The organism is Arthrobacter sp. SLBN-100 (assembly GCF_006715305.1).
Classification (GTDB): Bacteria; Actinomycetota; Actinomycetes; order Actinomycetales; family Micrococcaceae; genus Arthrobacter.
Genome location: NZ_VFMY01000001.1, coordinates 2,260,248 through 2,279,912, shown reverse-complemented (window position 1 = coordinate 2,279,912; position 19,665 = coordinate 2,260,248). Strand labels below are relative to the sequence as shown.

Here is a 19,665-nt window from a genome sequence, read left to right as displayed (position 1 = left end):
TTAATAGGACAGGGACGGGAAGGGAGACGCGGCCGCGCGGGTGGGCACCCAAATGGCCTTCGTCTGCGTGTATTCGTCCAGCACGCCCGGCCCGGAGGAACGGCCGTGGCCGGAATCACCGAAGCCGCCGAAGGGAACGGCCACATGGATGGTCTTGTATGAGTTGATCCAGAACGTGCCGGCTTTCACCTCGCGGGCCACATGGTGGGCGCGGGACACATCGGAAGTCCAGACGGCACCGGCCAGGCCAAAGTTGGTGTTGTTGGCCCGCGCGATGGCTTCGGCTTCCGAGTCGAACGCGTCGGCGCCCACCACGGGACCAAAGACCTCGGTAGTCTCCAGCCGGTTGGCGGGTGTGACGCCGTCGAGCAGGGTGGGCATCACCCAGTGCCCGCCGGCCAGGGCGGACCCGGCCAGGGACTCCGGCAACGCGGCCCCGGTAACCCGGCGGCCGCCGTCGTTCATTCCTGCCTCGATGAGCGTGGTGACGGTGGCGAACTGCTGGGCCGTGATGATGGGGCCCACCTCCGTGTCCGCGCTGAGCGGGTCGCCCACCCGGAGGCGGGCGGCCTTGGCGGCCACCAGCTCCACGAACTGTGCGTGCACGCTGCGCTCCACCAGCAGGCGCGATCCGGCCACGCAGGACTGGCCCGCGCCGGAGAAGATGGCCGAGATGGCGCCGTCCGCGGCACGGTCCAGGTCCGCGTCCGCGAAGACGATGTTGGCACTCTTGCCGCCGAGCTCCAGAAGGGCGGGAATCCCGGCCTGGGCGGCGGCAACCGCAACACGGCGCCCGGTGGGGACGGAGCCGATGAAGCTGACCTTGCCCACGCGCCGGTCTGTGGTGAGGGCTGCGCCCACAGTCTGGCCCAGCCCGGCGGCCACGTTGAAGACGCCTGCCGGCAGGCCGGCTTCGTGCGCCAGTTGGGCGAGCCGGACCGATGACGCCGGCGTGAACTCGCTGGGCTTGATGATCACGGCGTTGCCGGCCGCGAGCGGGGCTGCGGAGTTCCAGCCGGCCGTAAACAGGGGAGCGTTCCACGGCGTGATGGCGACGACGACGCCCCACGGGACGCGTTCGGTGTAGGTGTGCCAGTTGCCGGGAACAGGGATGGTCTGGCCGGTCAGCTTGTCGGCCCAGCCGGCGTAGTAGCCGAACATTTCCGCCACCTTGGCGGCCTCGACGCGCGTGTCACGGATGGGCTTGCCCGTGGTGGCGGATTCGAGGATGGCGAGTTCCTCCCCGTGCTGTTCCACAGCCCGGCTGACGTTACGGAGGATGGCGGCCCGTTCGAAGCCGTTCATCGCACCCCAAACTTTGGCGCCCGCCGTCGAGCTTTCCAGGACGGCGTTGGCGCCCTCGGCGCCCGGGTCTGCGTAGGTGACGAAGGCTTCGCCGGTGGCAGCCGCGGTGAGGGTGATGGCCTCGCCGCTGCCGGTAACTACCGTGCCGTCGACGAAAGTGCCGAGGCCCGCCGGGAAAGCCGCTTCCAGGACGGTTTTAGCGGTTGCTGCCGAGGAGGAGGTTGGTGATGTCGTGACGCTCAATGTGGTGTTCCTTTGGGGCTGCGGGTGGGGTATCAGGCGACGGCGGTGGTGCCGGCCGCGCTGCCTGATGTGGTGCTTGGTGCCGCGCCTGGTGCACCGCCTGGTGCACCGGCGGGAGTGATGGCCGGGGCGACGGTCCGGGCGATTTCGGTGAAGTCCGCCTTCGGGCCGAGCGCGGCCAGGGCGTCCTGCCACTGGCTGGCCACGGCGGCCAGGAGTGCGGGCTTTTCGCCGATCCGGGTGGCGACATTCACGGCGAGGGCGGCATCGCGGGCCATCAGGCCCAGGGAGAAACCGGAATCGTGCGTGCCGCTCAGCACCCAGTTCGGGTACATGTTGGCGGAGACCTTGCTGCCCCCGGACGCGTTGCTGATACTGGCCGCCGCTGTGGCGGGATCGATGCCGTAGGCCTTGGCGACGCCGAGTGCTTCACCCACCGAGACGAGGTTGGCCGCCGCCAGCACGTTGTTGAGGAGTTTGACCACGTTGCCGCTGCCGGGGCCGCCGATGTGGCTGTACTTCCCGCCGGTCAGCGCCAGGAGAACGGGCTCGGCGGCGGCGAGGGACTCGTCCGTGGCACCGACGAAGGCGCTCAGCGAACCGGTTGCTGCGCCGTCGCGGCCACCGGAGACCGGTGCGTCCACGAATGCCGCTCCCTGTGCGTGGGCAAGATCGGCCATGTTTTTGCTGGTGCCCGGTTCGGAGGTGGTGGTGTCGATGATCGCCACGGTGCCCGGCTCTTTGAGGAGCTGGGGCACGGTGGTTTCCACGATGCTGGCGGCGGGGAGGGAGAGCACGGCGTAGGGGGTTCCTGCAACGGCTTCGAGGTCCGCTGCAGTTTTGATGCCGGCTTCTTCCGCGGCAGCCCTGGCGGCGTCAGAAGGGTCGAAGCCGGTGACGTCCCAGCCGGCTTTGTGAAGGGTGGCGGCCATTGCTCCGCCCATGGCGCCGAGTCCGATGACGGCAATCCGGCGGGTGTTTTGGTCATTCATGAAGTTGCTCCTGGGATGTTATTGCGGGTCAGTCGAGGTAGATGTCGAGGTCTTTCCACAGCTGCTGGGTCCGGCGGATGGCGGCGCGGCTGCGCTCGGGGTGGGCTGCCTCCATTCCAGCCAGCAACCCGTAGACCAGCGAGTTCGCGGCGGTGACCGACTGGAAGAAGGAGATGCCCTCCGAGGCCACCACCAACAGGTGGTCGGCCGCGGCTGCGAGGCGGCCGCGGCGCATATCGCTGATGGCGACGACCGTGGCACCGGCGGCTTTGGCGGCTTCGGCGGCCACGATGACCTGCCGGACGGAGCGCCACATGTTGATGACCACCAGCACGTCGCCGGCGCCAAGGGTGTTGGTGCTTGACGCCAGGTGGACGCCGCCGCGGTTTTCCAGTGAGATGGGGTATCCCATCGTGGAGCCGAGGTGGGCCATCACGCTCGCGGGTCCGGCGAAGGAGCCAATCCCGACGACGGTGATGGACTTTGCAGCGGCCATTGCCGCAATGGCGGCCTCGGCTTCGTCTGCCGTATTCGATTCGAGGGTCAGCCGGAGGTTTTCAATGTCGTGGTTCAGTGCGTCGTGCAGGGGACTGCGGTGTTCGCCGTGCTCGGTGAGGGTGTCCTCGGTGGAAATCATCACGAGGTAGCGCGAGCGGAGTTCTCGCTGGAAATCCGGCCAGCCGCGGTAGCCCAAATGCTGGGCTGCGCGGACCACGGTGGAATTGTTGACGTCTGCGCGCTGGGCAATCTCTGCGATGTCCGCGTAGGAGGAGAGCTGCGGATTGCGGGTGATGACCTCCACGACCCGGCTTTGCGATTTGGTAAGTGGAACATCCGGGATCGCGTCGCCGAGCCATGCCTGGGAGCTGTTCCCGGCACCGCTGCTGCCGTTGGCTCCAAGCTGGGAGGCCTGCACTTCTGCGGCATTCGTGTTCAAGGGGAACCTGTTCTGTAACGCAGATCACTCTGCAAGGGCGATTGCATCAAATGTACTCTGCAATTGCGCTTGCTTCCAGTGGTTTGCGTTATCTGCAGGTAAATCCTCATTGTGGCGGCACCTTTCCCGCGGGACCATAGTGGTATGGATGCTGAATCTCCCAAGGCCTGGGAGCTGAGCCTTCCCCAGGCATTCCTCCTTCTGGCAACAAACGACGCCGACGGCGGGGCCGAAATTTCCCAGCCCGTTCTTCAGGCCGGTGTAGCCGGGGCAATCTTGGCGGAGCTGGATCTGCTCGGTGCCATCGAACTGCAGGGCAAGCACGTCAGAGTCTCTGGCGCCCCTGTACCCGCCGCGGTTCAGCACCACCTGGAGCTCGTCCGGCATAAATCCAGGCCGCACTCTCCCCATCGCTGGGTTTCAATCCTGGAAAGCCGTGCCGAGGTGCATCGCATTTACGAGGAGCTGGCGGCGCAGGGCGTCGTGAAGCACGTAGGCGAAAAGCGCCTGGGCCTGTTCAGGATCACGCGGTATCCGGAGCAGGACCACGCCCCGAAGGCGGCACTCCTCAAGGAAGTTGAGGCCGGGCTGGGAGGGGGAACAGCCGATGCGCGGACCACTGCCTTGATCGGACTGCTGCACGTGACGGGGCTGCTGGAGAAGCTGTTTGCCGATGCTGATCGTCACCGGGCCAGGGAAATAGCCAACAGCCAATGGCCCTCCCACGCAGTTGCCGAGGAAATCCGCATGATCACGCTCGCGGAGGCGGAGGCCGCAACATAGCAGTCGGTGCGGCAGCGCTTCCTGGAGGTGGCCTTAAACGCAAGCGGGCGACGGCGGGAGGTCCCGCCGTCGCCCGCTTCCTTCCCCCGGGTTACTGGAGTTTCTGCCCAGGGGAGTCGAAGCGTTAGTCGTCGTACGTGTTGGCGATGTAGACGTCGCAGGGGGCGTTGTGCGCCACGCTGTTGGCGACGCTGCCCAGGAGCCGGCCGATGCCGCGCATCCTGCGGTTTCCTACCACGATGACCTTCGCGTCCAGGCGGATGGCTTCCTTGATCAGCGCATCAGCCGGTTTGCCGCGGGCGGCCGAGTGGGTGATCTCCACACGCTGTCCCGATTTGCCCAAATCGTTGGCAACGATTTCGGCGCTGTCCGCGTTGGAAATCCTCACCTTGTCCGACCCGACGCCGAAGGTCTCGGCGCTCTCGGTCTCGAAGGCGGTCACTACGTGCAGTGAAGCTCCCAGCGAGGCCGCCAGGTTCCGTGCAGCCTCCGCGGCTTTCCTTGCCGACTCACTGCCATCCACGCCTACAACAACTACTCCACTCATGCCTTGCTCCTTTACTGGTATCTGTCACTTGGCGTTCAGAAGCCAGTCTAGAGAACTTGGGCCTGTTGCCCCCACGTCATTTTTGCGGATGGCGTTAGCGCCGTGAACCAGCGGCCAGCGGGATGACCTCCAGCCGCGCACCCGGGCCAAGAACCACCAGGACGTGGACAGCAGTGACTTCCTCCAGCGCAACCGCCACCTGCTGGACTGCCTCCTCCGCCGCTGCGGAAGCAGTCCCGCCGGAACCGGTGCCCGGCGCCGGTAGGGCAGAGCCGCCGTCGTCAGCACGCAGCCAGATGGTGACCCTGGCACCGCCGGTGACTTCAGCGATGCGCTTGGCCAAGGCATCCGCGTCCTGTTGTTGCCCGGTGACGAGGGTTACCTGTTCCAGCGTTCTTTTCTTCACGTGCTCCACCGCGGCGAGGAGCGCACGGTCCCGCCGCCACAGGGCGAAGTGGTAGCCGGCAACAAGCGCCGCGGCCACCAGGAGGCCGAACGGTGCGCGGACGCGGTCAAGCAGGCTTCCGCCGGACACGTCCCCGAGCAGGAATTCGAAGAGCCGGTAGCCGATCACGAGGAGGGCGATCAGTGCCACCACCGCACTGACACCAAAGAATGCGACGAGGTAGACCCGGCGGCCGGGCGGAATATCATCGGCGGACTGCGGTTGCCTGGTGGGCTTCCAGGCCAGCCACCACACGGGGGCTCCAACCAGGAGCGAACTGATGCCGCCCAGGAGCAATGTGCGGGTGGCTCCGCCCGCCAGCGGTGATACAGCCGCTGCGAGTGTCGCGTTGATGATGACGCCGACACCGGATGCGGCCGCCGCCAAGGCGACAGCCGAGGTGACCAGGAGGCCGGCGCGCTTTGCGCCGGGGGAACGTCCGGCCGCAGCAGTGCGGTGATAGCGCCAGATGAGTGCGCCGATGAGGGCTGCTGCCAGCGCCGGAGCGAGAGGTTCGAGCAGTTCGCTGGCCGGGTCCGTCGGGTCAAACCCGAGCCTCAGGACCACGAACAGGATCACGCCGCCTCCGCCGAGTGCCGTGATGCCCGCGGCAAAGATGCCGAGGGCGATGATGGTAACGTCCACGAGGCCTGTCGTGAAGCGCCGGCCGCCCTCCCTGAACCAGTGCCACCACCAGACGGTGATTCCGCCTGTTGCCCACACCAGCGATCGGAGCACCGGGAACCACCAGGGCTCAACAGTCGCCGTCAGCGGGAGGCCGCGGATAGCGACGTCAAACAGGCCGCTGAGGGCCGTAATAGCGGCCCCGGCTCCCAGCACCAGTCCAAAAATGGATCCCACGATGGCCCGGACGTCCTCCAAATGCGCGGAGGGCCTGTCCGGGCGCTTCCACATCCACCGGTGCCACACGCAAACGGCAGCCCAGACAAGGGCATTTGCCAGCGGCGGCGCCCACTGGCTCCCCGTCCTGCCGATCAGGGACGACGCCAGGCCCAGGAGCGAAGTAGTAGAGATGATGAGCGAAACAGCATACATTCCGGTGAGGTAGAGGCCCCATTCTGCAGCCCTGCGTTCTGATTCATCCTCGAGCCTCTTCCAGATGAACCACCACAGAAGCAGGGCAATAGGCCCGCCAATAAGAGTAAAGGTGAGTGACCGGGCCAGGCCGGCCACATCGGCGGACGCCAGGACCGGCCCCGAAGTGAAAAGGCGCTCCAGCAATCCGCTGATACCGGAGGCAGCGATCACCACCAGGGCAAAGAGCAGGATGTACTGGATCAGCCGGCGCAGGGTGATAACCGTACTGCCCGCCGTGGACGCCGTCGTCGTTGCGGGGGACGTCATGGTTTCCCCGGAATTCCGCTGCAGGACATCAGCGGGTAGGGCGCCTGGTCCACCAGCCATTTCCCGTCGACCTTTACCAGGTGGAAGATATCCTCCATCTGGTAGTCGGACGGACCAAAGGGGCCGCCCTGGGCGGAATGCACAATCGACACCTTGACGGTTGCCGATTCTGCCCGTTCGGTGGTGGAGACCAGGACAACCCGCGCCGGCGGCGGTTCACCTTGGAACGAGCCGCGGCACTTCGCCCGGCCGTCCCCTGTGAGGTAGGAATCGGCGGTGGCGGTGTCGCCCTCGATCACGGCGTTGGTGTACCTCTGGACCACTCCTGCCGGACTGGCCTCGTCCAGCGGCTTGGGCTCGCCCCGGAAAAACACCACCGCCAGTGCCACCACCACCAGCAATCCGATGACACCGACCAACACGAGAAGGACCCGGTCCGGTTTTCGCGCTGCATCACCCATGGCGCAAGTATGGACCCTCCGGCGTGCCTCCGCCCGCGTCCTGTGGTCCGTATGTGGAAATGCCCATGTGAAAAGGCGTCCCCTACAGCACGCCTTGGTGCCCGGTACCTGCAGGGATGGGCGCAAGCCGGGTGACCTCCACGGGAACTTCGAGCAGCCCGTCCAGGGAAGCGTTGAGGCGCTTGACCGCGCCCCCCGCACCGTGCGCATCGAGCAGTTCGGCGCTTTCCCATTTTTCGATCATGACGATCTGGCCATTCGGTGCTTCGTGGATGGCGTAGAGCAGGCAGCCTTCCTCTTCGTGGACTTCGGCGATTGCCGGGGTGAGGGCCTTGACCACCTGGTCAAAGGCGCCTTCCTTGGGGGTGAATATGGCGGTGACAACAACGGGCATCTGCTTTTCTGCTTTCCTGTTCGGGGTTCGGGGTTCGGGGACTGCCGGTGTCAGCCTGGCGACGGCAGCACCTGGGCTACGGCACCTGCTGGTGCGCCGCGGGCAGCCGGGTAAAAGGAAGCGGACGACGGCGGGAGGCCCCGCCGTCGTCCGCTTCTGTTCCCGGATGGGTTCTATTTGGATGCGTCTACTACAACCGGGGCGGATCGGTCATCAGGTGATGCCGCTTCCGCGGCGGCCGGAGGCGCCGGCTTCTTTTGGAAGCGGCTGGTGATGCTGGTGCCGCCGCCTGTGCGGTTCTTGTTGAAGATGTCGAAGCCTACGGCGAGGAGCAGGACCAGTCCCTTGATGAGCTGCTGGTAATCGGTACCGAGGCCCAGGATGGACATTCCGTTGTTCAGGACGCCCATAATCAGGCCGCCGATCATGGCGCCTGCCACTGTTCCGATGCCGCCTTGGACCGCGGCGCCGCCGATGAACGCCGCGGCAATGGAGTCCAGCTCGAAGCCTGTACCACCGGCCGGCTGGGCCGAGTTGAGCCGTGCAGTGAAGACCAGGCCGGCGAGGGCTGCCAGGACACCCATGTTGACGAAGAGACGGAAGGTGACGGCTTTGGTCTTAACGCCGGACAGTTCGGCGGCGTGGAGGTTTCCACCGATGGCATATGTGTGGCGGCCAAAGACGCTGTTGTTCATCAGCGCCGTGTACGCGATCACCAGGACGGCCAGCACGATCAGGACGATCGGGGTACCGCGGTAGCTCGCAAGGAGGAACGTGATGACCAGCATGAGAAGCGCGATAAAGGTTGTCTTGGTGACGAACCAGGCCATTGGCTCGTTTTCAAGGTCGAACTTCCGCCGGATGCGGCGTTCCTTGAGCGCCTGGATGAGCAGTGCCACAGTGGCTCCGACGCCCAGGATGACGGTTAACCATTCCAGCACCGACGTGCCGCCGGAGATGTCAGGCAGGAATCCGCCGCCCAGGGCGCGGAGTTCGGCGGGGAAGGGGGTGATCTGCTGGTTCTTGAGCGTTATCAGGGTCAGGCCGCGGAAGATCAGCATGCCTGCCAGCGTGACGATGAACGCCGGAATGCCGACGTAGGCGATCCAGTAACCCTGCCAAGCCCCGACGAGCGCTCCGACCAGAAGGCAGGCCGGGATGGCGAGCCACCAGGCCCATCCCCAGTGGACGATCATCACGCCGGCAACGGCGCCGATAAATCCGGCGATCGAACCCACCGAGAGATCGATATGGCCGGCAATGATGACCATGACCATGCCGATGGCGAGGATGAGGATGTAGCTGTTCTGGACCACCAGATTGGTGACGTTCTGGGGTTGCAGGAGGATGCCGTTGGTCAAAACCTGGAACAGCAGGACAATCAGGATCAGGGCAACGAAGATGCCAACCTGCCGGAGGCGGCTTGTCAGGAAGCCGAGGGATTCTCGTAGGGCGGACATGGTCCTATTCCTTCTCTTTGGTCATGTAGTGCATGAGTGTTTCCTGGGTTGCTTCGGCAATGGGCACCTCGCCAGTGATGTGGCCGGCCGAGAGAGTGTAGATCCGGTCGCAGATGCCCAGGAGTTCAGGCAGTTCGGAAGAAATGACGATGACAGCTTTTCCCTCCGCGGCCAGCTTGGCGATGATGGTGTAGATCTCGAATTTGGCGCCGACGTCGATACCCCGGGTAGGTTCATCGAGGATCAGCACGTCCGGGTCCGAGAACATCCACTTGCTCAGCACCACTTTCTGCTGGTTCCCGCCGGAGAGTTTGCCGGTGATGGCGGCCACCGACGGTGCCTTGATGTTCATGCTTTCGCGGTAGCCGTTGGCCACCATGGTTTCCTGGTTCTTGTCCACCCAGCCGCCCTTGACCAGCTTCCGCAGCGCAGCCATGGAAATGTTCCGCTTGATGTCCTCAATGAGGTTCAGGCCGTACTGCTTACGGTCCTCCGTGGCATAGGCGATGCCGTTCCCGATCGCCTTGGAAACTGTGGACGTGTTGATTTCCTCACCGTACTTGTAGACCTTCCCGGACATCGCGGTGCCGTAGGTGCGCCCGAAAACGCTCATTGCCAGCTCTGTCCTGCCCGCACCCATCAGGCCGGCAAGCCCCACCACTTCGCCCTTGCGGACGAACAGGCTCGCGTTGTGCACCACCATGCGGGAATGGTCCTGGGGATGCCGGACAGACCAGTCCTCAATCCGAAGGACTTCCTCGCCGATAGTGGGGTTCCTGTCAGGGTAGAGGCTGTCCAGGTCCCGGCCCACCATGCCGCGAATAATCCGTTCCTGAGTGATCTGGCCTTCATCCAGGCGGAGGGTCTCGATGGTCTTGCCGTCACGGATGATGGTGACGGCGTCTGCTACCCTGCGGATCTCGTTGAGCTTGTGGCTAATGATGATGCTGGTGATTCCCTGGCCCTTCAAGTGAAGTATCAGGTCCAGGAGATGGCCCGAGTCTTCATCATTGAGCGCAGCTGTGGGCTCGTCCAGGATGAGGAGCTTAACTTCCTTGGACAGCGCCTTGGCGATCTCCACCAACTGCTGCTTGCCTACGCTGATGTGCTGGACCGGGGTGACAGGGTTTTCGTCCAGGCCCACCCGGGCCAGGAGTTTTGCAGCCTCGAGGTTGGTCTTCCGCCAATCCACCCAGCCGTTTTTGGCTTGTTCGTTCCCGAGGTAAATGTTTTCGGCGATCGACAGGTAGGGGCTGAGGGCGAGTTCCTGGTGAATGATGACAATGCCGCGCTTCTCGCTGTCGCTGATGCTGTAGAAGTTGCAGGGCTCATTTTCGAAAAGGATTTCCCCGTCGAAGGAGTTGTGCGGGTAGACGCCGGACAGGACTTTCATGAGGGTGGACTTTCCCGCCCCGTTCTCGCCGCAAATGGCGTGGACCTCGCCCCGGTTGACGTCCAAGGTGACGTCCTGGAGGGCCTTTACGCCCGGGAAGGTCTTAGTGATTCCTCGCATTTGAAGAATGGGTGTATTCATCGTCAATTCCCACTGACTGGTTGGAAAACTGGGCCGCCTGCGGCTGCAGGAGCCGACGGGAAAGGGTTGCGGCCAGGCCGTGAGGCCGGCCGCAACCCCGCACAATGGTTACTTGACGTCGGCGTCTTTGTAGTAGCCCGAGTCGATCAGTTCCTTCTTGTAGTTGTCCTTGGTGATGATCACGGACTTGAGCAGGTAGGCCGGAACAACCTTGACCTTGTTGTTGTAGGTCTTGGTGTCGTTGACCTCGGGCTCCTGGCCCTTCAGCAGGGCATCAACCATCTTGACTGCCTGGGAACCCAGCTGCCGGGTGTCCTTGAAGATGGTGGAGTACTGTTCTCCGGCGATGATGGACTTCACGGAGCCCTTTTCAGCGTCCTGGCCGGTGACGACGGGCAGGTCGCCCTTGGTGTAGCCACCGGTGCTGGTCAGCGCGGAGATGATGCCGATGGAGAGGCCGTCGTAGGGGGAGAGCACGCCGTCGAGCTTGGTGCCGGAGCTGTAGGCAGCGGTGAGGACGTCCTCCATGCGCTTCTGTGCAACAGGGGCCTGCCAGCGCAGGATGGCGGCCTGCTCGAACTTGGTCTGGCCGCTGGGCACCTTGAGGGTACCGGCGTCCATGTACGGCTTCAGGGTGTCCATGGCGCCGGTCCAGAAGAAGTTGGCGTTGTTGTCGTCCGGGCTGCCGGCGAAAAGCTCAATGTTGAACGGGCCCTTGCCGTCCACCTTCTTGCCGCTGGCATCGACCAGGCCAAGCCCGGTCAGCAGGGACGTTGCCTGCTGCACGCCTACGGTGTAGTTGTCGAACGTGGTGTAGTAGTCCACGTTGGGGGTGCCGTTAATGAGGCGGTCGTAGGCGATGACCTTGACGTTCTGTTCCTTCGCCTTGGCGAGGACATCGGTGAGCGTGGTGCCGTCGATGGCAGCGATGATGAGCGCCTTGGCACCCTTGGTGAGCATGTTCTCGATCTGCGATACCTGCGTGGGGATGTCATCGTTGGCGAACTGCAGGTCGGTTTTGTAGCCCAGGTCCTTCAGGGACTTTTCCACATTTCCGCCATCGGCGATCCAGCGTTCTGAAGTTTGCGTGGGCATCGAGATTCCAACGAGGGATTCGCTGGGGTTTGCCGAGGCGCCCGGTTCAGTGGTGCCGCCCCGGGAGCCGCAGCCTGTGGCACCCACTGTGACTGCGAGGGCCACTGCAACGGCGCCCAGGAGTTTCCTAATTCTCACGATCTTCTCCTTCTGCGGAAGTTGCTCCGCGAAGTGGTGCTGGGCCGGAAAGCATCTGCGCTTGCCGGCAGGTAAGGCGATCGGGGGTCCCGCTGTGCGGCCGGACCCAGGTGTTCTGCAGGGCGAAGAGGCCGGGCGGGCCAGCCACGATGCCGTGGCTGACACGCCCCTCTTCAATAGTTGTTAGCGCTAACAGCAAATGCTAGTTCCTGGTACCCTGTGAGTCAACTCACTCGCGCGTACTGTCACTGATTCTTAATCAGGCGGGACGGGGTGCCGCGTATCGGATGAAGCAGACGACGGCGGGAGGTCCCGCCGTCGTCGACTGTCAGTGACTCCGGTACCCTGTTGAAATGGTGCGAGGAATGGCCGAGTTCGGCGCAGAAGGCATCCTGCTTGCCGGAGCAGGACGCGCTCTCCTCCTGCAGCTTGCCGATCCGGCGGTTGGCCGGGGCGTTGACGAGCACAGCACGTTCGTGGGCCGCCCGGTCAACAGGCTCAAGGGCACCCTCACTTACGTCTACGCGATTGTGTATGGCACCGATGAGCAGGTGAATGAGGTCCGCCGCAGGGTGAACCGCGCCCACGTTCCGGTCCGCAGGGACGATAACGAAACTTCCCCGGGCTACAGTGCCTATGATCCCGAACTGCAGCTCTGGGTGGTGGCCACGCTTTACGACACAGCGATCACCATCATCGAAAAGATCTACGGCCCGCTCGACGACGAATCGGCCGATGCCATGTACCAGGACTACGCGAGGATCGGCACAGCCCTGCAGCTTCCGCCCGGGATGTGGCCGGAGGACCGGGCGGCATTCAGCCGCTACTGGAGCGGGCGCATCTCCACGCTCCGTGCAGAGGGCGGCGGGGTGCGCGTCGGCCGCGGGCTGCTGTACCCGAAACGCACAGCGCTCTGGTACCGCGCCATCATGCCCTCCGCCAGGTTCCTCACCGCCGGCCTCCTTCCCGACCAGCTGCGCAAGGACTTTGGCCTCCCTTGGAGCGACCGCCACGAGTGCCGCTTCGACCGCACTGTAAAGACCCTGGCCGTGATCTACCCGAAGCTGCCCCAAGGCCTCAGGCACTGGTTCAAGAACTACTGCCTGAGCAGCCTGGACGCCGACATCCGCGCAAACAGCCAGCCCGGCAAGCGTCGGGGAGTTCGTGCGTAGCTCCACCTCTGTAGAGCAGCGGATCGACGAACGGGCCCGCCGCTTCCTGGTCAAGGGGCCGGCCGGCGGTGCCAAGGCAAGGCTCACCGAGTTTGTCGTCTTCGGCCTGAAGCAGGGCTGGGCCTGCATCTTCGGCGGCGCCCTCCTGGCAGTGCTGATGGCGGCCCGTCTCTGGTACCCGGACAGCGCCGCGCTGGCCCGGAACGACTTTCTGACCCTGGCCGCCGTCGCCATCCAGATCCTTATGGTGGTGTTCAAGCTGGAGACCCTCCGGGAACTGCGGGTCATTATCCTGTTCCACCTGGTGGGCACGGTGATGGAACTGTTCAAGACCGACGTCGGCTCCTGGTCCTACGAGGCGGAGGGCATCCTGCGGATCGGGGCGGTCCCGCTCTTCAGCGGGTTTATGTACGCCGCCGTGGGCTCCTATATGGTCCGCGTCTACCGGCTTTTCGACCTTCGCTTCGCCAGCTACCCGCGCCGCTGGATTACGGCAATCATTGCAGTGGCCATCTACGTCAACTTCTTCAGCCACCACTACATCTGGGACATGCGCTGGGCGCTACTTGCCGCCGTCGTGATCATCTTTGGCCGGTGCGTGATGCACTTCCGCGTGTTCCGGAAGCACCACCGGATGCCGCTGGTCATCGCATTCCTGCTGGTGGCGCTGTTCATCTGGGTCGCCGAGAACATCGCTACCTGGTCCGGTGCCTGGCTCTACCCCAGCCAAGTGGACGGCTGGCACCCGGTTTCGTTGGACAAGCTGGTCTCCTGGTTCCTGCTGATGATCATCTCGGTGGTGCTGGTGGCCTGGGTTTACAAACCCCAGCTTCCGGACTTTGGGGAAGTGCGGGAGGAGTCCGCCGAGCGGCAAGGTAAGCTTGCTTACTAATTCCTGATCTGCAGGGAGGCCCGGACATGGTTGCAGGCAAGAATCCGGCCGCGACCGGCGTCACCGGTGAAGTCAATGGTTCCCGGCATCGGGTCCTCCTGTTCGTTCTGCTTGTTCTATGTGCTGTTTGGTGTGGCCCGGTTGAGGCCGTGAAAAAACTTAAGCACGGCGATCAAGGCCTTGGCCAGCACCTCGCAAAAGACGCGAAACGGAAGGAAACGGCGCTACCTCTGGCGCCATTTGAGGGACAAACCGGGCAATGCGGCGCCACGATCCGCAACGGTGGTTAATGTGACTGGCGATCGCAGAGGCAGCTGCGGGTGAGGCACAAAGCGGACGACGGCGGGAGGTCCCGCCGTCGTCCGTTTTCTGCCCGTTCGCTTTTTCGGCCGCGCTATGGAGCGCGCGGTTTAGGGAATCAGGCGGTCCGTACGGAACCGGTCGAACAGCCGCAGGAAACAGTCCTCAGTCCGGCGGTAGCCGGTGAAGCCCGCGAGGCGGCTCTTGCTCATATCCGCAACCACCTCGATATTCCGTCCCAGGTCACTATCGGTGTGCCACCAGGACGACACCCGGGAGAGATCAGCTTCGGCCAGGCCGCGGCGTCCGGCGATGTCCGACCATACCGGTTCCATGCCGCGCATCTGTTCTTCCAGCGGCCGGGGCGCGCCCTCAAATCCGACGGCCTCGACTCCGAAGTAGGCGGCCAGGCGCGGCCACATCCAGCGCCAGCGGAACACATCGCCATTGACGATGTTGTACGCCTCATCGCCGGCATTCCCTGCTGTGGCAGCCCAGATCATGTGTTCGGCCAGGAGGCCGCTGTCCGTCATGTCCGTGAGGCTGTTCCACTGCGTCTCCGAGCCGGGGAAAATGAAGGGCTGGTTCAGTTCCTTGCAGATTGAGGCCTGGACGGCGAGGGTGAGGCCCATGTTCATCGCGTTGCCCACCGCGTGCCCGATAACGGTATGGGCCCGGTGAACGGACCAGCGGAAGCCCTGGCGTTCCGCTGCCGCCCACAGTTCGTCTTCCTGGGCGTAGTAGAAATTGGGCACGGGCAGCCGGGGCTCGTCCTCGTGGAACGGAGTATCCGGCATTTCGCCGGCCGCATAGGCTTCAAACGGCCCGAGGTAATGCTTCAGGCCGGTCATCAGGGCCACGTGCTGCACCGGGCTTCCAGCGAGGGCATTGAGCAGGTTCCTCAGCAGGGCTGCATTGACCTCAATGTTCTCCCGCTCCGTGTCCTGCCGCGACCAGGCCGTGAAGAAAACGTGGGTGGGCCCTTCTCCGCCCAGTGCCCGTGCCAGGCTCTCCGGCGAGGTGAGGTCCGCGCTGATGTTGCGGGCAGCCGCCTGCCCAGTGCCGCTGCGGGTCAGAGCCAGCACATCCCACCCGTCGCCTGCAAGCTGTGTGACCAGTGCCGATCCTGCGATTCCGCTGGCTCCCACCACCAGCGCGGTGCGTCGGTCGTCCTGTCCCGTTCCTGGGCTGCCCTGCATGTGATCCTCCTGGTTCTCGGGGGGGCTGGTTCCTTCCATTCACCCTACGGGCTGAAGGCACGGGACGTTGGGCAGGAACCCCTCGAGAACTGGCAGAAAAACTCCTACACCCTTCCGGCGTGGGCCTGGGCGGTTTCCGCAATTTTCTCGGTTGCCGCCCACGAGGCGAGGAGCTTGAGGGCTTCCTCGGAAGGGCTTCCAGGTATGGCGGGGTAAACGGTCAGGGTGTGTCCGGGGTCCTCCTCGAGGTCCAGGACCTGGTAGTCCAGCTCCAGGAGTCCGACTACGGGGTGCTGGAAGAACTTTGTTCCCGAGTAGTGGCGGCGGACGTTGTGCGCCGCCCAGCGGGCGCGGAAATCGTCGCTGCGCATCGAAAGTTCGCCAACGAGCTCGGCGATGCCTTTGTCATGGGGGTTGCGTCCGGCCTCCCGGCGGAGGATGGCAACGTTGACGTTGGCTGCGCGGTCCCAGTGGGTGTAAAAGTTGTGGGCCCGGGGGTCCAGGAAAATGAACCGGGAGTGGTTCGCCGGCCGGGCGGGGCCGCGGTACATGTCCGAGTAGAGGGCGTAGCCCAGGGTGTTGGCTGCCACGATGTCCATCCGGTTGTTGCCGATGAACGCCGGGGCGCCCGTGATGGTGTCCAGAAGATGCTGGAGCACGGGGCGGACGCCTGCGGGCACCGCGCTCGCGGCACGCTTGCGCCCAGAGGTGTTGGCTGCACGCGCCAAGTCGTAAAGGTGGTCGTGTTCGGCCCGGTCCAGTTCCAGGGCCCGGGCGATCGCGTCGAGGACGCTGTCCGAGACGCCGGTGAGGTTGCCGCGTTCCAGCCGGGTGTAATAGTCAACGCTGACGCCGGCGAGGCGGGCTACCTCTTCCCGCCGGAGTCCGGGCACGCGGCGCCGCCCGCCATACGGTTCGATGCCTGCCTGCTCCGGGGTGATGCGTCCACGGCGGGTCGAGAGGAACTGCCGTACCTCGGCTCGGTTATCCATAGGGACACGTTACGACGAATGGCCAACCCGTAAGGAGGTTCTGCCGTAACCCGTTTCAGCAGGGCCCTCGCTGGCACTTCCGGGAGGCGCTTTGATGGAAACATCCCCTTTAGTCATCAACCAGATGGAGCACTTATCCATGCTGCCAACCGCAACGCGGGCGCCCGCGGCCGGCGCCGTCTCCGCGACGCTGGTTGCCACGGTCATCTTCCTGACGGCTGTGGCACCCCTGGCCACCGACATGTACGTCCCGGCCTTTCCACACGTGTCCGCGGAGTTCGGCAGCACAGCCTCCGCGGTGCAGCTGACCCTGACCACGTTCTTCGCCGGGATGGGGCTCGGGCAACTGGTGGGCGGCCCGTTCAGCGACCAGCGCGGCCGGCGGCTGCCGCTGGTGGCCGGCACCGTCCTGATGGCGGTTGCCTCGGTAGCCTGCGCCCTTGCCCCGAACATCGGGATCCTGATGATCGCCCGCTTCCTGCAGGGCTTTGGGGGTGGCTGGGCCATGGTCATCGGCCGCGCCGTCATCGTCGACCTGGCCCATGGGCCACAGCTGGTCCGGGTACTCAATATTGTGATGGGCATCGGCGGCGTGGCACCCATCATCAGCCCATTGCTCGGAGCGGTGATCCTGCAGCTGACCGGGTGGCGGATGACCTTTTGGACACTCGCCGCCCTGGGCGTGCTCATGACCCTCTGTGCCCTGTTCGTCGTCCCGGAATCCCTCCCGCCCGAAAAACGGCACTCCGGCGGCCTGGCTGAATTCGGCCGCGCGGCAAAGGACGTGCTCTCAAACCCAGGTTCGTCGGCTACGTGGTGGTGGCGTCGTCGGCCTTTATCGCCCTGTTCGCGTACGTGGCAACGTCCGCGTTCATCCTGCAGAACATGAACGGCCTGTCGCCGGTGATGTATTCCATGGTGTTTGCCGCGAACGCCGGCGGCATGGCCATCGCCGCCCTGGTCTCAGCCAGGCTGGCCGGCCGAGTACCAACCCGGAAGGTCATCCTGGTGGGCCAGCTCATCGCCCTTGCCGCCGGGGTGGCCATGCTGGCCGGAGCGCTGTGGTGGGCCACGCCCTTGCTGGTGGCCATGGGCAGCTTCTTCGCCCTCATGGTGGCGCAGGGCCTGATCAACACCAACGGCGGCGCACTCGCCTCCTCGGAGGTACCCGGGCACCCCGGCACCAGTTCGGCAGTCCTGGGACTCGTGCAATGGACCACCGCAGGGGTCGTGGCCCCCATCGCGGGCCTCGGCGGCAGCGGCACGGCTGTCCCCATGGCCCTGCTCATGATCGGCGGAGCGCTGCTGTCCCTGTTCGGACTCCTGGTACTTGCCCGCCCGCTACCAAACCCAATCCCCTTCAGGAGGTAAAAGAAGATGTCTGAAAACGTTGAACAGACTCCGATGCAGAAAATGATGGGCGATTTCGCGCCCACGTTTGTGTCACTGACCGATGAGGTGCTGTTCGGACAGGTGTGGTCACGGCCGGAACTGTCGCCGCGGGACCGCAGCCTGATAACCATCAGCAGCCTCGTCTCCGCGGGCAACATCGAGCAGCTCGAAGCGCACATCCCCATGGGCATTGCCAACGGCCTCACGGAGGACGAGGTCAAGGAAACGATCACCCACGTCGCGTTCTATGCCGGCTGGCCCAAGGCCGTGTCCGCGCTCATGCTGGTCAAGCGCGTCCTGGCCAAGCAGTAAACGTCCGAAAGGAAAGAACATGTTCATCGAACCCGCCCGCGAGACCGTTAAGAACCCGCCCGAGCAGTTCGCCGGAGATGTGTGGCTGGACGTGATCGCCGTCCCGCACGGCCCCGAACAGCGCGCGGTTGTTGCCAAGGTGCACTTCGCCCCGGGTGCCCGCACTGCCTGGCACTCCCACGCCCGCGGCCAGTACCTGCACATCACCGCCGGCGTCGCCCGCTTTGGCAGCCGTGATGGCACTATCATCGAAGTGCACCCCGGCCAGACGCTCTACACCCCGCCGGGCGAGGAGCACTGGCACGCCTCGGCCAACGGAACCTTTATGGAGCACGTCGCCATCCTCGAGAACGGTGACGACCCGGCCGCAACCACGGTCTGGGCAGAGCACATCACCGATGACCAGTACGAAGGCCGGCAAGGGTAGGACTGCCAGTCCCAGTATCAACAGGGCCACCCCTGCCGGCCCGAAATGCCGGTTTGACGGCCCTTGATCCCGTTAGCATTTTAAAAACCCCCCAAACCCACAGGAGAGCCATGACTACCGTCAAAGCCTACGCATCCCCGTCCGCCACAGAGGACCTCATCGCAACCACCATCGAACGCCGCGAAGTTGGCCCCCACGACGTCCTGATCGAGATCAAGTTCGCAGGCATCTGCCACTCGGACATCCACACCGTCCGCGGCGACTGGGGCCCGCAGCAGTACCCGCTGGTCCCCGGCCACGAGATCGCCGGCATCGTCACTGAAGTGGGTTCGGCCGTGACCAAGCACGCCGTGGGCGACCGCGTGGGCGTCGGCTGCATGGTCAACTCCTGCCGCGAATGCGCCAACTGCCTGAAGGGCGAGGAGCAGTACTGCCTCAACTCTATGGTGGGCACTTACGGGGCAGTTGACCGCGACGGCACTATCACCCAGGGCGGTTACTCCAGCCACGTCATCGTCACCGAAGACTTCGTTGTCCGCATCCCTGAGGGCATCGACCTCGACGTCGCCGCACCGCTGCTGTGCGCCGGCATCACCACGTACTCCCCGCTGCGGCACTGGGGTGCCGGCCCCGGCAAGAAGGTCGCCGTCGTCGGCCTCGGCGGACTTGGCCACATGGCCGTCAAACTCGCCCATGCCATGGGTGCTGACGTGACCGTCCTGTCCCAGTCGCTGAAAAAGCAGGAGGACGGGCTCCGCCTGGGTGCGGATCACTACTTCGCCACCAGCGATGAGAACACCTTCAAGGAGCTCGCCGGCACCTTTGACCTGATCATCAACACCGTCAGCGCCTCGATTGACATCAGCTCCTACCTGCAGCTGCTGGCCCTCGAAGGCGCCCTTGTGAACGTCGGCGCCCCCGCCGAGCCGCTCCCGGTCAACGCCTTCGCGCTGATCGGCGGCCGCCGGTCCTTCGCCGGCTCGATGATCGGCGGCATCCGCGAAACCCAGGAGATGCTGGACTTCTGCGCGGAGCACGGCCTTGGCGCCGAAATTGAGGTCATCCCGGCCGAAAAGATCAACGACGCCTACGAGCGGGTCCTTGCCTCGGACGTCCGCTACCGCTTCGTGATCGACACCGCCACCCTCTAGTACCAAAAAGCGTTCGACGGCGGCCGGCTCCCCAGGGGCGGGCCGCCGTCGGGCTTTAAAATCCAGGCACAAAAGCTTTTCTGTTATTCGCCGCAACGGTTAGGCGCCAATCAGCCTGCACAAGGTCCG

Annotated in this window: 21 protein-coding genes; 9 read left to right on the top strand and 12 right to left on the bottom strand. The window is 64.6% G+C overall.

The features are described 5' to 3' along the window. The 3 genes from FBY31_RS10705 to FBY31_RS10695 are packed head-to-tail and all read right to left on the bottom strand — an operon-like array spanning position 1 to position 3,477. Positions 1-1,548: an aldehyde dehydrogenase family protein gene (locus tag FBY31_RS10705; RefSeq protein ID WP_142040406.1), complete on the bottom strand. Its 1,548-nt coding sequence runs from the start codon at positions 1,546-1,548 to the stop codon at positions 1-3. A 32-nt stretch (positions 1,549-1,580) separates the two neighbouring features. Further along, complete coding sequence (locus FBY31_RS10700; protein ID WP_142040403.1) at positions 1,581-2,540, bottom strand: NAD(P)-dependent oxidoreductase; 960 nt, start codon at positions 2,538-2,540, stop codon at positions 1,581-1,583. A gap of 28 nt (positions 2,541-2,568) precedes the next feature. Beyond that, on the bottom strand, positions 2,569-3,477 hold the full coding sequence (locus FBY31_RS10695; RefSeq protein ID WP_142040400.1) for a MurR/RpiR family transcriptional regulator: 909 nt from the start codon (positions 3,475-3,477) through the stop codon (positions 2,569-2,571). Positions 3,478-3,621: 144 nt separating this feature from the next. Here FBY31_RS10695 and FBY31_RS10690 point away from each other — a divergent pair, with 144 nt between their 5' ends. Further along, positions 3,622-4,260: a GOLPH3/VPS74 family protein gene (locus tag FBY31_RS10690; RefSeq protein WP_142040397.1), complete on the top strand. Its 639-nt coding sequence runs from the start codon at positions 3,622-3,624 to the stop codon at positions 4,258-4,260. Positions 4,261-4,384: 124 nt separating this feature from the next. Here the strand turns inward: FBY31_RS10690 and FBY31_RS10685 are convergent, their stop codons facing one another. The 7 genes from FBY31_RS10685 to chvE all read right to left on the bottom strand — a co-directional run bounded on the left by FBY31_RS10685 (position 4,385) and on the right by chvE (position 11,699). Further along, positions 4,385-4,807, bottom strand: a complete 423-nt coding sequence (locus FBY31_RS10685; RefSeq protein WP_142040394.1) for a universal stress protein — start codon at positions 4,805-4,807, stop codon at positions 4,385-4,387. Positions 4,808-4,901: 94 nt separating this feature from the next. Further along, positions 4,902-6,617 (bottom strand): DUF5671 domain-containing protein, encoded by a 1,716-nt coding sequence (locus tag FBY31_RS10680; RefSeq protein WP_142040391.1) that lies wholly within the window; start codon positions 6,615-6,617, stop codon positions 4,902-4,904. Then, the gene (locus tag FBY31_RS10675) at positions 6,614-7,078 is read right to left on the bottom strand and encodes a hypothetical protein (RefSeq protein WP_142040388.1); all 465 of its coding nucleotides are present in this window, start codon (positions 7,076-7,078) and stop codon (positions 6,614-6,616) included. The genes FBY31_RS10680 and FBY31_RS10675 overlap by 4 nt, the downstream gene beginning before the upstream one ends. An 82-nt stretch (positions 7,079-7,160) precedes the next feature. Continuing rightward, positions 7,161-7,472: a putative quinol monooxygenase gene (locus tag FBY31_RS10670; protein ID WP_142040386.1), complete on the bottom strand. Its 312-nt coding sequence runs from the start codon at positions 7,470-7,472 to the stop codon at positions 7,161-7,163. Between the two features lie 173 nt (positions 7,473-7,645). Beyond that, positions 7,646-8,932, bottom strand: coding sequence for a multiple monosaccharide ABC transporter permease (gene mmsB / locus FBY31_RS10665; protein ID WP_142040383.1), 1,287 nt, complete (start codon positions 8,930-8,932; stop codon positions 7,646-7,648). Between the two features lie 4 nt (positions 8,933-8,936). Next, entirely contained in the window at positions 8,937-10,466 is a 1,530-nt protein-coding gene (gene mmsA, locus FBY31_RS10660; RefSeq protein ID WP_142040381.1) for a multiple monosaccharide ABC transporter ATP-binding protein, read from the bottom strand. Between the two features lie 108 nt (positions 10,467-10,574). Continuing rightward, positions 10,575-11,699 (bottom strand): multiple monosaccharide ABC transporter substrate-binding protein, encoded by a 1,125-nt coding sequence (gene chvE / locus FBY31_RS10655; protein WP_142040378.1) that lies wholly within the window; start codon positions 11,697-11,699, stop codon positions 10,575-10,577. A 353-nt stretch (positions 11,700-12,052) separates the two neighbouring features. Here chvE and FBY31_RS10650 point away from each other — a divergent pair, with 353 nt between their 5' ends. From FBY31_RS10650 to FBY31_RS10640, 3 genes are read left to right on the top strand one after another with little or no spacing between them, the layout of a single operon-like run. Next, positions 12,053-12,871: an oxygenase MpaB family protein gene (locus FBY31_RS10650; protein WP_142040376.1), complete on the top strand. Its 819-nt coding sequence runs from the start codon at positions 12,053-12,055 to the stop codon at positions 12,869-12,871. Beyond that, the gene (locus tag FBY31_RS10645) at positions 12,864-13,763 is read left to right on the top strand and encodes a DUF817 domain-containing protein (protein WP_142040373.1); all 900 of its coding nucleotides are present in this window, start codon (positions 12,864-12,866) and stop codon (positions 13,761-13,763) included. The genes FBY31_RS10650 and FBY31_RS10645 overlap by 8 nt, the downstream gene beginning before the upstream one ends. Before the next feature lie 26 nt (positions 13,764-13,789). After that, positions 13,790-14,053: a hypothetical protein gene (locus tag FBY31_RS10640; RefSeq protein WP_142040370.1), complete on the top strand. Its 264-nt coding sequence runs from the start codon at positions 13,790-13,792 to the stop codon at positions 14,051-14,053. Between the two features lie 120 nt (positions 14,054-14,173). Here the strand turns inward: FBY31_RS10640 and FBY31_RS10635 are convergent, their stop codons facing one another. Next, positions 14,174-15,262, bottom strand: a complete 1,089-nt coding sequence (locus FBY31_RS10635; RefSeq protein ID WP_142040367.1) for an SDR family oxidoreductase — start codon at positions 15,260-15,262, stop codon at positions 14,174-14,176. Between the two features lie 104 nt (positions 15,263-15,366). Then, positions 15,367-16,254, bottom strand: a complete 888-nt coding sequence (locus FBY31_RS10630; protein ID WP_142040364.1) for a helix-turn-helix transcriptional regulator — start codon at positions 16,252-16,254, stop codon at positions 15,367-15,369. 139 nt (positions 16,255-16,393) lie between these two features. Between FBY31_RS10630 and FBY31_RS23015 the strand changes: the two genes are divergently transcribed. The 5 genes from FBY31_RS23015 (at position 16,394) to FBY31_RS10610 (ending at position 19,536) form a co-directional block, all read left to right on the top strand. After that, complete coding sequence (locus FBY31_RS23015) at positions 16,394-17,143, top strand: MFS transporter (RefSeq protein ID WP_200833350.1); 750 nt, start codon at positions 16,394-16,396, stop codon at positions 17,141-17,143. Continuing rightward, positions 17,140-17,625, top strand: a complete 486-nt coding sequence (locus FBY31_RS23010) for a hypothetical protein (RefSeq protein WP_200833349.1) — start codon at positions 17,140-17,142, stop codon at positions 17,623-17,625. Before FBY31_RS23015 ends, FBY31_RS23010 begins: the two co-directional genes overlap by 4 nt. Positions 17,626-17,631: 6 nt before the next feature. Next, entirely contained in the window at positions 17,632-17,958 is a 327-nt protein-coding gene (locus tag FBY31_RS10620; RefSeq protein WP_142040362.1) for a carboxymuconolactone decarboxylase family protein, read from the top strand. 19 nt (positions 17,959-17,977) lie between these two features. Next, positions 17,978-18,385 (top strand): cupin domain-containing protein, encoded by a 408-nt coding sequence (locus FBY31_RS10615; RefSeq protein WP_142040359.1) that lies wholly within the window; start codon positions 17,978-17,980, stop codon positions 18,383-18,385. A gap of 110 nt (positions 18,386-18,495) precedes the next feature. After that, positions 18,496-19,536: an NAD(P)-dependent alcohol dehydrogenase gene (locus FBY31_RS10610; RefSeq protein ID WP_142040356.1), complete on the top strand. Its 1,041-nt coding sequence runs from the start codon at positions 18,496-18,498 to the stop codon at positions 19,534-19,536. The last annotated feature ends 129 nt before the right edge of the window (positions 19,537-19,665 follow it).

Bases quoted from the DNA above. Each gene is read 5' to 3' on its own strand.
- FBY31_RS10700 (WP_142040403.1), bottom strand. From the start codon at position 2,540: ATGAATGACCAAAACACCCGCCGGATTGCCGTCATCGGACTCGGCGCC.
- FBY31_RS10615 (WP_142040359.1), top strand. From the start codon at position 17,978: ATGTTCATCGAACCCGCCCGCGAGACCGTTAAGAACCCGCCCGAGCAG.
- FBY31_RS10635 (WP_142040367.1), bottom strand. From the start codon at position 15,262: ATGCAGGGCAGCCCAGGAACGGGACAGGACGACCGACGCACCGCGCTG.
- FBY31_RS10640 (WP_142040370.1), top strand. From the start codon at position 13,790: ATGGTTGCAGGCAAGAATCCGGCCGCGACCGGCGTCACCGGTGAAGTC.
- mmsB (WP_142040383.1), bottom strand. From the start codon at position 8,932: ATGTCCGCCCTACGAGAATCCCTCGGCTTCCTGACAAGCCGCCTCCGG.
- FBY31_RS10670 (WP_142040386.1), bottom strand. From the start codon at position 7,472: ATGCCCGTTGTTGTCACCGCCATATTCACCCCCAAGGAAGGCGCCTTT.
- FBY31_RS23010 (WP_200833349.1), top strand. From the start codon at position 17,140: ATGAACGGCCTGTCGCCGGTGATGTATTCCATGGTGTTTGCCGCGAAC.
- FBY31_RS23015 (WP_200833350.1), top strand. From the start codon at position 16,394: ATGCTGCCAACCGCAACGCGGGCGCCCGCGGCCGGCGCCGTCTCCGCG.
- FBY31_RS10680 (WP_142040391.1), bottom strand. From the start codon at position 6,617: ATGACGTCCCCCGCAACGACGACGGCGTCCACGGCGGGCAGTACGGTT.
- FBY31_RS10685 (WP_142040394.1), bottom strand. From the start codon at position 4,807: ATGAGTGGAGTAGTTGTTGTAGGCGTGGATGGCAGTGAGTCGGCAAGG.
- FBY31_RS10690 (WP_142040397.1), top strand. From the start codon at position 3,622: ATGGATGCTGAATCTCCCAAGGCCTGGGAGCTGAGCCTTCCCCAGGCA.
- mmsA (WP_142040381.1), bottom strand. From the start codon at position 10,466: ATGAATACACCCATTCTTCAAATGCGAGGAATCACTAAGACCTTCCCG.
- FBY31_RS10650 (WP_142040376.1), top strand. From the start codon at position 12,053: ATGGTGCGAGGAATGGCCGAGTTCGGCGCAGAAGGCATCCTGCTTGCC.
- FBY31_RS10620 (WP_142040362.1), top strand. From the start codon at position 17,632: ATGTCTGAAAACGTTGAACAGACTCCGATGCAGAAAATGATGGGCGAT.
- FBY31_RS10610 (WP_142040356.1), top strand. From the start codon at position 18,496: ATGACTACCGTCAAAGCCTACGCATCCCCGTCCGCCACAGAGGACCTC.
- FBY31_RS10630 (WP_142040364.1), bottom strand. From the start codon at position 16,254: ATGGATAACCGAGCCGAGGTACGGCAGTTCCTCTCGACCCGCCGTGGA.
- FBY31_RS10675 (WP_142040388.1), bottom strand. From the start codon at position 7,078: ATGGGTGATGCAGCGCGAAAACCGGACCGGGTCCTTCTCGTGTTGGTC.